The sequence below is a fragment of the Nocardia sp. NBC_01499 genome, from assembly GCF_045040275.1.
GTDB lineage: Bacteria > Actinomycetota > Actinomycetes > Mycobacteriales > Mycobacteriaceae > Nocardia.
Map to the genome: position 1 here is coordinate 4,198,708 of NZ_CP109426.1, position 13,394 is coordinate 4,212,101.

A 13,394-nucleotide genomic window follows, 5' to 3' on the forward strand; every position below is an offset into this window, starting at 1 on the left:
CACCGGCCAGTGTGTCGTCAACAACACCCGCGCTCCTTGTGCGTGGCGCACCAAGCGGCCACGGCCCGCCCACGGCGTCGCTCCTGGCGCTAGCCTTTTCCTCATGGAGGAGCTACCCGAAGTCCGTATCGGCACCGCGGAACGCGAGGAAGCGATGCAGCGTCTGTCCGATCATTTCGCCGCGGGCCGGCTCAGCGTCGCAGAGTTCGACGAACGCAGCGCGGTGATCGCGGCCGCCGTCACGCGCGGTGATGTCACGCCGGTCTTCGCCGATCTGCCGAATCCGCTCGTCAAAGCGGCCGCGGTGCCCGCGAAGCCGGCGTCCGGTTTCCTCTCGGAGTGGCCGGAGCGGGTGATGGCGGTGATCCCGATCATCGCGGTCATCCTGTTCTTCGCCACCGGCAGCTGGCTGTGGTTCCTTGCCATCCCGCTGATGGGCGCCCTGCTGTTCGGCAGCAGGCACCACGACCACGACCACGGTCGCGACCGGCGCAGGGACCGCGACCGCCGCGGGGACCGTGGGGACCGCGGCCGGGACGCCATCGACTGAGCGGTGCCGCGACACGGCCGCGACGCTATCGATCGAGGCGAGACGGCCGGTACCACGGTACGGCCGCATCGTGCTCGACAACAGCCGCTAACCTCACGGTATGGAGCAGCGACCGGAGTCGGCGACGCCGCGGCAACACCGCGACGAGCGCGACCACTGATGGAACCGATCGAGATCAACGCGGGCACTTGGTATCTGCGTGCGCTGCGCGCCGACGACCGCATCGATGACCGCCCCGCCCTGGCCGAAGGCGGCATCACCGACCCCGACTACGTCACGCTGCGCACCACAGGGTGGGCGGAGGAATCCCACTTCTCCTGGGCGGTATGCGAACCGACCACCGCCGAGATGGTCACCGAAGTAGGCGCGACCCCCACCGGCGACGGCACCGCCGAACTCACCGGCTGGGCCCGCGTAGGCTTCGAGGCCGCCCTCGAAGCAGGCCTGACCACCGTCCGCCGATTCGTCGACGGAGCCTTGGGCCTACGCCCTACCCACCGCTGAGAGCTGCCGCGCAGATCGTCACGCACGTAATCGCCAGCGACTTCGTACGCGGCCCAACGAAATCCACGCGGCAGCAACGCCTACCGCATGACGCCGGTGTGCCCGGTGGAGTAGCGGCCGGGTTGGGGCCAGACGGTGAGGCCGTGGGCACCCTTGCCGACCGGTATGCGGGCCAACAGATTCCAGTTGACGATATCTACGGCGTAGACCTCGCCGTGGTTGCGACCGGAGACCCAGAAGACGCGGCCGTCGGCGGAGATGTTGCCCATGTCCGGGCTGCCGCCGCCGGGGATGAACCACTTGCGTACCAGCGCGTTCGCGGCGAAGTCCCAGACCGAGATGCTGCCTTCGTGCCGATTGGTGATGAGCAGCTGACTGGAGTCGCGGGTCACGTAAAGCCCGTGCGCGCCTTCGCCGGTCGGGATGAACCCGCTGTTCTCGAAGGTCCGCGCGTCGACGGTGTAGATACCGTTGGCGACCATGTCGGCGATGAAGAAGGTGCGCCCGTCGGGCGACAACTTCACATCCTGCGGCATGCCGGAACGCCCGTCCGGCAGGTCGATCATCCTGACCACCTTGCGCTCGGCGACGTCGAAAACCAGCATCCTGCCGCTGAATTCGCAACTGGCCACGGCGAAGCGGCCGTCGGCGGTGAAGTCCATGTGGTCGACGCCCGCACAGTCGGGCACCGCCATCGAGTGCAGCTTCTCCCAGGTCCGCGGATCGTAGAAGTCGAGCGACTTGTCGGCCTCCGCCACCACCACCGCGAACTGACCGTCCGGCGTGAAATACATGTTGTACGGGTCGCGCACCGGAATCGGTTGTCCCGCTGTACCGGTGCGCGGATCGATCGGCAGCAGACTACCCGCGCCGATCGGCAGATCGTTGGTGACGTACAGCGTCTGCAGGTCGTAGGACGGCACCACGTGCTGCGGTTCCGCGCCGCCCGCCGGGAAGCTGTCGATCACCTCGAACGTGTCCGGATCGATCACCGAGACCGAGTTGGACTCGCTGTTCGGCACGTAAACCAGCGAACGTTGGCCCGCCACAGCCGGACTCAGTTCCCGGTTCGCCGCGTAGACGTCGGTCGGCGACAGCGGCGGGGGCATCCCCGGTAGCAGGTCGCGCGGCGGTTCGGGCGGCACGCTCGTCGGCGCGGCGGCCGCGGATGTGCCGATTGTCCCCGCTTCACTTGCGGCGCAACCGGTCACGACGGTCAACACCGAGATCGCTAAGACGAGGGTATGCGGTGCGCAGCTCGCGTACATGCGCCGTCGGTTCACGCGCGGCACCGTGCCAGGGAGTGAGATGACATGGGTGCGAAGCCTAAGGGCTGGCACCGGCATTTCACGGCAGTCCGCGCCGGGCACACCGGAATGCCGGAAACATCCTGTTACCAGCACAAAAGCGCGGTCTGCCTGACGAAGATCGTCCCGCAGACCGCGCAGCGTGCAAGCGACGCGACGCGCCGACAGAACCAGGGCTACTCGAAGCCGGTGAGCACCCGATCCAACGCGTCGACGGCCGCATCCAGTTCCGCGGCACTCACCGTCAGCGGCGGCCGGAAGCGAATGCCACGCTCGCCCGTGCCGAGGATGAGCACATGCTCACGCTCACGTAGCGCGGTCAGCACCTCGTCCCGCAACTGCACCGACGACACGGTGACCGCGCACATCAGCCCACGGCCACGCGGTTCGGTGATGCTCGGATGCCGCGCGGCCAGGGTCTCCAGCCGATCGAGCAGGTGCGCGCCGAGCGCCCGAGACCGTTCGATCAGCGAATCCTGCTCGAGCACCTCGAGAATGCGCCGCACCCGCACCATGTCGGTGAGGTTGCCGCCCCAGGTCGAGTTGATCCTGGAGTTGACGACGAACACGTTGTCGGGCACCTCGTCGACGCGCCCGCCCGCCATCACGCCGCAGACCTGGGTCTTCTTGCCGAACGCGATGATGTCCGGCTGCACCCCGAGCTGCTGGTAGGCCCAGGTGGTTCCGGTCATGCCGACACCGGTCTGCACCTCGTCGAGCACGAACAGCGCGTCGTTCTCGTGGCAGAGCCGCTGCATCGCCTGTAGGAACTCCGGCCGCAGGTGCCGGTCGCCACCCTCGCCCTGGATCGGCTCGGCGATGAAACACGCTATGTCGTGCGGGTTTTCGGCGAACGCGCGGCGCGCCTGATCCAGCGCCTTGGCCTCGACCTCGTCGATGTCGTGGTCGTCGGACAGGAACGGCGCGTCGATGCGCGGCCAGTCGAACTTGGGGAACCGGGCGGTCTTCACCGGGTCGGTGTTGGTCAGCGACATCGTGTAGCCGGTGCGGCCGTGGAAGGCGCCGGTCAGGTGCAGCACCTTGGTGCCGAGTTCCGGTGCGCGGCCGTTGCTTTCGTTGTGCCTGCTCTTCCAGTCGAACGCGATCTTCAGCGCGTTCTCCACGGCGAGACCGCCGCCGTCGATGAAGAACAGGTGCGGCAGCCGCGGATCGCCGAGCACCCGAACGAACGTCTCGACGAACCGCGCCATTTCCACGGTGTAGATGTCGGAGTTGCTCGGCTTGTTGAGCGCGGCGGTGAGCAGCTCGTCGCGGAAGTCCGCGTCCTCGGCCAGCGCGGGGTGATTCATCCCCAGCGCGTTGGACGCGAAGAAGCCGAACATGTCTAGGTAGGAGCTGCCGTCGCGTTCGTCTACGAGCTTGCAGCCGCGGGACTGTTGTAAGTCCAGCACCAAGTCGAAGCCATCGGCGAGGATGCTGGCCGACAAGATTTCGTGCACCCGGGCGGCGGGGGTGACCGCCGGGCGGGTGCGTTCCAGTTCGATGGTCACGCCATCGAGGATACGAAAATTTACGGTTTCTGTACAGGAAAGCGGATTAATTACACGTAACGGCTACCTGTCATAGAATGTCTGCAAGATGATGGTGCTTCGGGTCCTGACGTTGGCGGTCGCTCTGATCTCCTGCAGCAGCTGCTCGAGGTGCCGTGGCGAGGCCACCCGGACCAGCAGGACATAGCTCTCATCGCCGGCCACCGAGTGGCACGCCTCGATCCCGGGGATGTGCTGCAACACTGCCGGGGCGTCATCGGGCTGCGACGGGTCGAGAGGAGTGATCGCGACGAATGCCGACAACAGCTGGCCTAGTGCCTCCGGGTCGACGTGCGCCGTGTAGCCGCGGATCACCCCGCGCGCTTCGAGCCTGCGTACCCGCGATTGCACGGCGGATACCGACAGGCTCGCCTTCTCGGCCAGATTCGACAGCGTGGCGCGCCCATCGGCCATCAGTTCACGAATCAGCAGGCGATCGATGTCGTCGAGTGCAGGTCGTGCAGGTGTATCCGCCATCAGCGGAGACTAACCCAGGCGGACCCCCTCGTGGCAGAAACCTCACCCCGATCCTCCCAAGACATGGGACAGAAACGCCGCAATGCGGCCGAAAGGTACGGCGGAGCAACAGATGACGGATGTACTCGGCGACCAGACCACCCGGGAACTCGCGGAGCGCGCGGCAGCGGTGCTGCGCGGACTCGGCGTTGAACCCCCCGAATCGGGCGATCTGCCCGCCCGCAGCCCGATCACCGGCGGGCAGCTGACGACCCTGCGGTCCAGTTCGCTGGACGAGGTAGATGCCGCAATCGACCGTGCGGCCACGGCTTTCGGCGCCTGGCGCACGGTACCGGCGCCGATCCGCGCCGCCGTGGTGCGCAGGCTGGCCGAGCTGCTCACCACGCACAAGAGCGAACTCGCCGAGCTGGTCACGCTGGAGGCGGGCAAGATCGGCGCCGAGGCCGCGGGCGAGGTGCAGGAGATGATCGACGTCTGCGAGTTCGCGATCGGCCTGTCGCGGCAGCTCTACGGGCAGACGATGCCGTCGGAGCGGCCGGGCCACCGGTTGATGGAGACGTGGCACCCGCTGGGCGTGGTCGGGGTCATCTCGGCGTTCAACTTCCCGGTGGCCGTGTGGGCGTGGAATACCGCGATCGCGCTGGTCTGCGGTGACACGGTGGTGTGGAAGCCGTCGGAGACGACCCCGCTCACCGCGCTGGCCTGCCACACCCTGCTGCGCCGCGCCGCGACCGATGTCGGCGCGGATCCCGAAGTGCACCAACTGATTCAGGGCGCGGCGGAGGTCGGTTCCCGGCTGGTCGACGACGAGCGGGTGGCGCTGGTGAGCGCGACCGGTTCGGTGCGGATGGGCCGGATCGTCGCACCGAGGGTGGCCGAGCGGTTCGGTCGCTGCCTGCTCGAGCTGGGCGGCAACAACGGCGCGATCGTCACGCCCTCAGCGGATTTGGAGCTCGCGGCGCGCGGCATCGTGTTCGCGGCGGCGGGTACGGCCGGGCAGCGGTGTACCACGCTGCGGCGGCTGATCGTGCACGCCGACGTGGTCGGGCCGCTGGTCGAGCAGATCGAGAAGGCGTATCAGCAACTGCGCGTTGGCAATCCGCTGGAAGACGGGGTTCTTGTCGGTCCGCTGATCGACGGAAGGGCCTATGCGGGTATGCGCGCCGCACTGGACAAGGCGCTCGCCGACGGCGGCGAATTGATCTGCGGCGGTGAACGAGTCGACGGTTTCGGCGACGACGCGTACTACGTGCGTCCCGCCATCGTGCGGATGCCTGCGCAGACCGCGGTGGTGCGCGAGGAGACCTTCGCGCCGATCCTGTACGTGCTGACCTATCACGACTTCGACAGCGCGATCGCCATGCACAACGAAGTGCCGCAGGGCCTTTCGTCGGCGGTCTTCACCTCCGACCAGCGCGAGGCCGAACGCTTCCTTGCCGCCGACGGTTCCGACTGCGGCATCGCCAACGTCAATATCGGCACCTCCGGCGCCGAGATCGGCGGCGCGTTCGGCGGCGAGAAGCAGACCGGCGGCGGCCGCGAATCCGGTTCAGATTCCTGGAAGGCGTACATGCGCCGGGCCACCAACACGATCAACTACTCCGCCGAACTACCACTGGCACAAGGCATCAAGTTCGGCTGAGCCGACACCGGGGGCCCAGATCAGCACGTCTGATCTGGGCCCTCGGTCGGTCAGTCGATCACGGTCGGCAGTGCTTGCAGACCGCGCAGGAAGGTACTCGGCCGCCACTGCACCTCGTCGGCCATCTTCATGTTCGGGTAGCGCGCCAAGATCTTCTCGAACGCGACCCGCGCCTCCAGCCGAGCAAGCGGCGCGCCGATGCAGTAGTGGATACCGTGCCCGAAGGCCAGGTGCCCGCCCTTGCTCTTGCCGGTCTGTCCGATCTGAATGCCGTGCGGGTTCTCGAACTGATTCGGGTCGTGATCGGCCGCGGCCAGCGATACCGACACCAGTTCCTCGGCCGGAATGTCGATGCCGGCCAACGTCACCGGCTCCGCGGTGTAGCGCAGGGTGGCCAGATGGACCGGGCCCTCGTGCCGGAGGAACTCCTCGATGGCCGCCGGAATCTGCTCCGGTGACCGAGTCAGCTCCTCGTACAGCACCCGGTCGCGCAGCATCGCGTAGAGGCCGTTGCCGATCAGGTTGACCGTCGTCTCGTGACCGGCAACCAGGATCAGGAACAACATCGCGATCAGCTCCTTGTCGCTGAGCTTGTCGCCCTCGTGGTTGGCCATGATCAGCTGGGAGAGCAGATCCTCGCCGAGGTCCTTGGCTCGCTCGCCGACCAGCCCGATCAGATAGGTGGCCAGCTCGATGCTCGCGGCGCCGCGCTCGGCCGCCGTGGCGTAGAACGGCGACTTCGCGGCCGCCTCCTGATCCTCGGCGTTCTCCGCCGAGGACGCCGTCATCATGGTCGACAGCTCCCGGAACCGCGCCCGATCGGCCTCTGGCACCCCGAACAGTTCACAGATCACCGTCATCGGGATCGGCAGCGCGTAGTCGGCGATCAGGTCGGCCTCGGACTTGCCGGCCATCTCGTCGAGCAGCTTGTCCGCGAGCGCGTCGATCCGCGGATGCAGCCGCTCCACGGTGCGCGCGGTGAACGCCTTGGTCACCAGCCTGCGCAGGCGGGTGTGGTCCGGCGGATCGGAACTGAGCATGTGCTCCCACAGATCCGTGCTCACCGTCGTGTACGTATCGCCGGGTCGCAGCCGCGTCGTGATCGGCGCCAGGGCCGCGGCGCCCTTCTTGATCCGGTCATCGGCGAGCACCTCCCGAGCAAGCTGATAGTCGACCACCAGCCAGGAGGTCAGCCCGTTGGGCAGCAGGACGTGGTGGATCGGGCCGTGCTTGCGCAGTTCGTCATAGGTCGGGTGTGGGTTGTAGACGAAATCGGTGCCGAGTTTGATCAGTGGCTTGGTCATGAGAACTCCCTGGCTGTCTTGCTTGTACTGCCGCCGCCGCTGCTGACGTGCAGCGGTTTCAATCCCCAGGCCTCGGCGACAAGTCGCGCCAGGAAGCCAAGTTCCTCATCGGTGTGCGCCATCTCGGGTTTGATGCTTTCCAGGACCCACTGGACCTTCCCGTCGAATTCCGACAACCAGGTCGCCAGCGCGATCGGCTGCCGATCGGCCTGCCCGGTGTCGATGCCCTGGAAGACACCGCGCATCACGAACGTCGTCGGCTCCGCGCCATGGCGCATCACCGTCGGCACGAACGGATCGAGAACGCCCATGTTGGAACACATTCCGACGGTGATCGGCGGGATGTCGACGAGCCGTTCGACCACTCCTTCCGGCAGCACGTCGATCAGCTCGGGCGGCATGTTCCTCGGGCGCGAGATGCCGCCGGCACCGACCCCGTGCACCGCGCCGAACCCAGCCTTGCTCGCCGCGCGCAGCGGCGCGAGGTCGTAGCGATCCAGCCATTCGCGCTGCACCATGATCGGAACGCGGGCAAAGGAATTCGAGTCGATCTGATCCTGCTCCCGCAGGATCCGCACGGCGGTCATCAGCACAAGCGGGGCCGTCTCACCGACCGACCCGCAGTGCCGAAGCAGATCGGCGACCAGCGCCAGATACAGCGTGTTGGGGGAACCGCCGCGCTCTGCCGCGAGGTCCTTCCACTGCGCCGCGTCGAAGGTGGCGATGATCGAGCCTTCGCGCCAGCCGAGCGGCTTTGTCTCCTGCGTCAAGCTACGACCGGACAAAGCCTGACGAATCGCCTTGCGGTGGACGGGGTCTCGAGTCGCGCGGCGTGCTTCCGAAACCACTTCTCGTGCAATGGCGACACCGCGGAGCATGCCGTCCTTCAGGTCGTCGCGCAGCCGGACGACGTCATCGAGACCCTCCGTCGTGGCGAGTTCCGGCTGAACCAGCCCGATGGCGGCCATCAGTCCCGCGTGGCCGTCCGCGATGGCGTGCGACGCGACGCAGGAACAGACCATGCCACCGGATCGAGTCGGTACCGCCGACAGTCGCCACCCGTAACCCCGTTCGGGGTCGAGCGGGTACTGCGCCTGATCGTTCGCCCAGGCCAGCGCGGCGGCGTCGTCGATCGCGGCGTGCTCGAGGGTCAGTGGCAGAGCGGTGTCCGCGAGCACCCAGCGCCACCGGGCGAAAGGCACGCGCGGGCGACGCACCCGCCGCATGAACGGGCCGGACCGCAGCTGGGCGTACATCTCCCGCAGCTCGTCCTCGCTGAGTCGGTTCGCGAGCACCGTCACGGTCTGGCTGATGACCGGTGCGCCGTAGCCGTGGTGCAGGCGCAGGAATGCCTTGTCGGTGAGACCGACATACACCGGGGCCATCAGGAGGCCTGCCGTTCGACGAAGCCGTGACCGAATCCCGGCTCGGCAAGCCGCAGCATCCGCTCCTGCGCGACCATGGCCACCAATTCGCCCTGGCGACTGAATATCCGGCCCTGGGTGAATGCCCGGCCGCCGCCCGCCGACGGGGATATCTCGTCGTACAGCAGCCATTCGTCGACCCGGTACGGCCGCATGAACCAGATCGAGTAGTCGAGCGCTGCGGTCTGAATGGCGATGCCGGGATGCGACGCGAGGGCGGCGCCGAGCAGCGTCATATCGCTGGCGTAGGTCAGCGCGCAACTGTGCGTGACCGGGCAGTCCGGCAATTCGCCGGTGTAGCGCAGCCAAACCTGTTGGCGCGCCGCGCCGATCCCGTCGTCGGGCACCCTGCGGATATCCCATCCCTCCCATTCGTTGCCCGAGTCACCGCAGCCGATGCTGACCAAGCCCTCGGGGGCGGGAGTATCGGGGCACGCATCGGCATGGCGCACGCCGCGATCGCCGACATGGAAGGAGGCGACCATCAAGAAGGTTTCCTTGCCGTGCTGTATCGCCCTGATGCGGCGAACAGCGAACGACCGGCCGTGTTTGACGGTGTCGACCAGATAGTCGATCGGAATCTCCGATGCCGTCGACCGGACGAAGTAGCCGTGTATCGAATGGACCTTGAATCCGGCGGGCATTCCGGCCGATCCCGCCGCCAGCGCCCTCGCCGCCACTTCGCCACCGAATGTCCGTACCAGTGCGGTGCGGTGCTGGAGCTTGCCACGAAAGAAGTTCGTGTCGATTTGCTCCACCGCCATTGCGTCGAGTAGTTCAACCATGGACAAACCTTCTCTAGAGATCCCAAACGGTGCTGGCGATGCACCCCGTTGCCCAGGGCTTTGAGTCATCGTGTGACACCTCGTATCACACAGAGTGAACCGCTAGTTAACTCATTTCAAGTTGCTGTAGTTCATTTCACAGGATACTTATGATGTCTTTACGGAAATCCTTCGTTCGACAATTAGGCGAATCGCCCATACCCGCAGAAATGACCCATGAACTGGGCTGATGTTGCTGATCAGATTCCTACGGCCAACCCCGCCCAACAGCCCCCTGCCGACTCTCACGATCGTCGAATTACGCAAATCGGTCACCGCAGCGCGATTTACCATCCTCTTATCGGCACCTTATAAACCCGCGATTATTTTCATCAATTAATCGACAGTTAACAGTGTGCAACACAGATTTCAAACTGTCCGATTTCCTATTCCGCGCCGGACGCCTCGATACCGCCTGATTCACGCAGCGGTATCTCTTTCCAGAACAGCACCATGGCCAAGGCGACCAGGGCGAGCGCGGCGGCCGCGAGGTACACCGTCGACATGGATTCGGCGAAGCCCGTCTGCAACGGGCCGGCCAGCGTGGGGTTCAGCTGCTGGATCACCGAGCTGTCGTCGAGCACCTTCTGCACCGCGGCGGAATCGTGGTGTATCAAACCCTGCGCGAACGCGACATCGGCCGGATTGCCGCTGTGCAAACCGGCGACGACGGCCTGCTGATACGCCGGATGGGTCGAGGCCGCCTCGATCGCGGCGGTCACCTTGGACGGCAACAGGCCGAACAGCGTCGACAACAATGCCGCGACACCGAGCGTGCCCCCGACCTGACGGAAGAAGGTGGCGGCCGCACTCGATACGCCCATATCCTTCGGCGCCGCGGCATTCTGAATGGCCAAAGTGATGGGCTGCAACAGATTTCCCAACCCGAACCCGGTGATCGCCATGAAGATCATGGTTCGCCACAGTGGCGTTTCCGGCGTCAGGTAGTGGAACAGGAACAGGCCGACGGCGACCGTCGCCGTACCGATAATCGGGAACGCCCGGTAGTGCCCGCTGCGCGCGATGAGCCGATTGGACACGATCGAGCCAACCATCAGCCCACCGACCATCGGCAGCAGCTGCAGACCCGCGGCTATCGGACTGGCCCCGCGAACCACCTGCAGATATTGCGGAACCAGAATGATGCCGCCGAACAGCGACGCACCGACCACCATCGCGATCGCGACGCCGAGCGCGAACGTCCGATTTCGGAACAGCCGCAACGGAATCAGGGCCGCGTCGCCCATCCTGGCTTCGATACCGACGAACGCGACCAACCCGACAACGCCGGTCAGATAGCAGGCCATCGCGCTCACGCTGGTCCACCCCCAACCGCGGCCCTGCTCGGCGACGATCAGCAACGGCGTGATGCCGATGGCGAAGGCCACGGTGCCGAGCCAGTCGACCGGGACCCTGGCCGGATTGCGCTGCGGCATCCGGACAACGCGATACACCACCGCCAGCGCGATCAGGCCGACCGGAACGTTGATCAAGAACACCCAGCGCCAACCGGTGATCCCCGCAATGCTGTGCTGACTGGCGAAAAGACCGCCGAGCACCGGGCCGATCACACTGGCCGTAGCCCAGGTGGCCAGGAAATGCCCCTGATACTTCGCCCTTTCGCGCGGGCTCACGATGTCACCGAGGATGGCCGAGGCAAGCGACATCAACCCGCCCGCCCCGACGCCCTGGATGGCACGGAATACCGCGAGCTGATACATCGATTGCGCCACCGTGCACAGCAGCGATCCGCCGACGAATATCACGATGGCGGCGAGCAGAAATGGCCTGCGGCCGTACATATCCGACAATTTGCCGTACAGCGGCGTCGTCAATGTCGCGGTGATCAAATACGCCGTGGTGACCCACGCCTGCAGGGAGTAGCCGGACAGATCGTCGGCGATGGTCCGGACGGCGGTCGCGGTGATCGTCTGATCGAGCGCCGCCATGAACATGCCTAGGACCAGGCCGCTCAGGATGACAAGCACCTGCCGATGAGTGAAGCCCGCCGGACTACCCGCTTGCACTGCGGGTGCGTCTACCTGCTCGGTCCGATGTCCGCGTTGAGTCAGCGCCATCAGCAACTCCTGAAATCAGAAAATCACGCATCAGTTGTTGAACTGCGGCCATTTCCATCCCCGGACCGCGGCGACCTTGCGCCCACGAACTAGCAACACGAAACAGCAACGATAAACCTCGGTCACGATTCGGGAAACGTCGAGTGATGTCTCTCTCGAGAGCCGTATCAAGGTGATCCAGGCCACACCCGCCGCCTGATCGCGACTGGTCCGTTACCGAGTCGCCAACCCCCTCGACGACTCGCCCCACCAGGCGTTTTCGTATCCAGGCACTCTGTGTGTAAGGTTGGGGAACACCCGACGCGGGGTGGAGCAGCTCGGTAGCTCGCTGGGCTCATAACCCAGAGGTCGCAGGTTCAAATCCTGTCCCCGCTACAAACGATACGGCCCGAAACCCTTTGGTTTCGGGCCGTTTTCGTTGTCGGCGGCTATCCGATGATTATCTCGTCGAGGAAGCCATCCAGCTGGGCGATCATCTGCGGTGGCGCGAGGTGACCTGCCAGACCGTGCAGGCTGAGTCCGTCGACCAGGGCGTGGAGTTGTGCGGACAGGGCTTCGCGGTCTGAAACCTGTTGCGCCAGTGCGTCTCCGGCAGCCAGGTCGTCGATGAGTCCGCGGCACAGGCCGTACATCTGACCGAAGTGGTCGCGTTGCACCTCGGCAAGGTGCGGATTGCTCAGGCCGAGGGCCACGAACGCGAAGGCGATGGAACACTCGGTGATTCGACGTTCGTCGAGGGGCATCGTCTCGTGCAGGATGGCCCGAACCGTGTCGCGAACGGATTCGGTGTGCGGCAATGCGGTGATGCGGGCGGCGACCCTGGCGATCACCTCCTCGCACGCGAAAGCCAGGAGTTCGGCGCGGGTGGCGAAGTAGTGGCGTAGCGCGCCGGAGGACCAGCCCGCCTCCGTGGCCACCGAGCGAATGGAGATCTCGTCGACGCCGTCGCGCGCGATGACGCGCCAGACGGCCTCGGCGAGCTCTACTCGGCGCAGCTGGTGGTCAACGATCTTCGGCATGAGCCTATTTTCGCACAGTCGTGTTATCTTTTATCCAACTCGATCGTGCGGAAAAGGGGATGCTCGTGATTGCGCTGATCATCGGCTGCGAGGTCGGGTTCTGGGTGATACTGCTGCTCGGCCTCACGGTCCGCTACCTGACCTCGGCGCGGCGGGTGAGCACCGTGCTGCTCGCCTGCGTTCCCCTGGTGGATGTGGTGCTGCTCGCCGCGTCGGTGATCGACCTGCGGCGCGGCGGCGAGGCGTCGCTCAGCCATGGACTCGCGGCCATCTACATCGGCGTGTCGCTCGCCTTCGGCTCGCAGCTGATCGGCTGGGCCGATCAGCGGTTCGCGCACCGGTTCGCCGGTGGACCGGCGCCGGTACGACCGCCGAAGGCGGGGCCCGAACGCGCCGCAAGGGAACGCGGGCAATGGTTCAAACATCTACTCGCCTACACGACGGCCGCCGTGGTGCTCAGCTTCTTCACGCTGCTGGTCGGCGACGCCGATCGCACCGCGCCGCTGTGGGGCGTAATGGCTCCCTGGGCGCTGGTCCTCGCGATCGATTTCGTGGTCTCGTTCAGCTACACGGTGCTGCCTCGGCGTTCGTAGCCGTCGAAACCTGTTCCCCGCCAATAAGAAAGCGGCCCGCAACCATAGTTGCGGGCCGCTTCCCATGTGCCCGGGAGCGTGGCCTATACGCTCGACCAGGCGCGCGGTCTACTGCCCAGCCG

At 65.9% G+C, this 13,394-nt stretch carries 12 protein-coding genes and 1 tRNA gene; 5 read left to right on the forward strand and 8 right to left on the reverse strand.

Annotation, left to right across the window (positions count from 1 at the left end):
• Window positions 1–103: 103 nt before the first annotated feature.
• Together OG203_RS19395 and OG203_RS19400 are read left to right on the forward strand one after the other, a co-directional pair.
• Window positions 104–550, forward strand: coding sequence for a DUF1707 domain-containing protein (locus OG203_RS19395; protein WP_405167055.1), 447 nt, complete (start codon window positions 104–106; stop codon window positions 548–550).
• Between the two features lie 159 nt (window positions 551–709).
• Window positions 710–1,054 (forward strand): hypothetical protein, encoded by a 345-nt coding sequence (locus OG203_RS19400; protein ID WP_405167056.1) that lies wholly within the window; start codon window positions 710–712, stop codon window positions 1,052–1,054.
• Window positions 1,055–1,134: 80 nt separating this feature from the next.
• Here OG203_RS19400 and OG203_RS19405 read toward each other — a convergent pair whose 3' ends face one another.
• From OG203_RS19405 to OG203_RS19415, 3 genes are all read right to left on the reverse strand, one after another.
• Window positions 1,135–2,337, reverse strand: a complete 1,203-nt coding sequence (locus OG203_RS19405) for a beta-propeller fold lactonase family protein (protein WP_405167057.1) — start codon at window positions 2,335–2,337, stop codon at window positions 1,135–1,137.
• Between the two features lie 200 nt (window positions 2,338–2,537).
• Window positions 2,538–3,872 carry an L-lysine 6-transaminase gene (gene lat, locus OG203_RS19410; RefSeq protein WP_405167058.1) on the reverse strand — a complete coding sequence of 445 codons (1,335 nt, stop codon included), beginning with the start codon at window positions 3,870–3,872 and terminating at the stop codon, window positions 2,538–2,540.
• A gap of 63 nt (window positions 3,873–3,935) precedes the next feature.
• Window positions 3,936–4,388, reverse strand: coding sequence for an Lrp/AsnC family transcriptional regulator (locus tag OG203_RS19415; protein ID WP_040732134.1), 453 nt, complete (start codon window positions 4,386–4,388; stop codon window positions 3,936–3,938).
• Between the two features lie 112 nt (window positions 4,389–4,500).
• Here OG203_RS19415 and OG203_RS19420 point away from each other — a divergent pair, with 112 nt between their 5' ends.
• A complete protein-coding gene (locus OG203_RS19420; RefSeq protein WP_405167059.1) occupies window positions 4,501–6,030 on the forward strand; it encodes an aldehyde dehydrogenase family protein in 1,530 nt (509 codons plus the stop codon).
• A gap of 50 nt (window positions 6,031–6,080) precedes the next feature.
• Here OG203_RS19420 and OG203_RS19425 read toward each other — a convergent pair whose 3' ends face one another.
• The 4 genes from OG203_RS19425 to OG203_RS19440 form a co-directional block, all read right to left on the reverse strand.
• A complete protein-coding gene (locus OG203_RS19425) occupies window positions 6,081–7,334 on the reverse strand; it encodes a cytochrome P450 (RefSeq protein ID WP_405167060.1) in 1,254 nt (417 codons plus the stop codon).
• Window positions 7,331–8,719, reverse strand: coding sequence for a hypothetical protein (locus OG203_RS19430; RefSeq protein WP_405167061.1), 1,389 nt, complete (start codon window positions 8,717–8,719; stop codon window positions 7,331–7,333). The genes OG203_RS19425 and OG203_RS19430 overlap by 4 nt, the downstream gene beginning before the upstream one ends.
• Window positions 8,719–9,543, reverse strand: a complete 825-nt coding sequence (locus OG203_RS19435) for an acyl-CoA thioesterase (RefSeq protein ID WP_405167062.1) — start codon at window positions 9,541–9,543, stop codon at window positions 8,719–8,721. The genes OG203_RS19430 and OG203_RS19435 overlap by 1 nt, the downstream gene beginning before the upstream one ends.
• A gap of 425 nt (window positions 9,544–9,968) precedes the next feature.
• Window positions 9,969–11,660: an MDR family MFS transporter gene (locus OG203_RS19440; RefSeq protein WP_405167063.1), complete on the reverse strand. Its 1,692-nt coding sequence runs from the start codon at window positions 11,658–11,660 to the stop codon at window positions 9,969–9,971.
• Window positions 11,661–11,961: 301 nt separating this feature from the next.
• Here OG203_RS19440 and OG203_RS19445 point away from each other — a divergent pair.
• Window positions 11,962–12,035, forward strand: a tRNA-Met gene (locus tag OG203_RS19445).
• A 53-nt stretch (window positions 12,036–12,088) separates the two neighbouring features.
• Here OG203_RS19445 and OG203_RS19450 read toward each other — a convergent pair.
• Window positions 12,089–12,679, reverse strand: coding sequence for a TetR/AcrR family transcriptional regulator (locus OG203_RS19450; RefSeq protein WP_405167064.1), 591 nt, complete (start codon window positions 12,677–12,679; stop codon window positions 12,089–12,091).
• Between the two features lie 59 nt (window positions 12,680–12,738).
• Between OG203_RS19450 and OG203_RS19455 the strand changes: the two genes are divergently transcribed.
• Entirely contained in the window at window positions 12,739–13,272 is a 534-nt protein-coding gene (locus OG203_RS19455) for a hypothetical protein (protein WP_405167065.1), read from the forward strand.
• The last annotated feature ends 122 nt before the right edge of the window (window positions 13,273–13,394 follow it).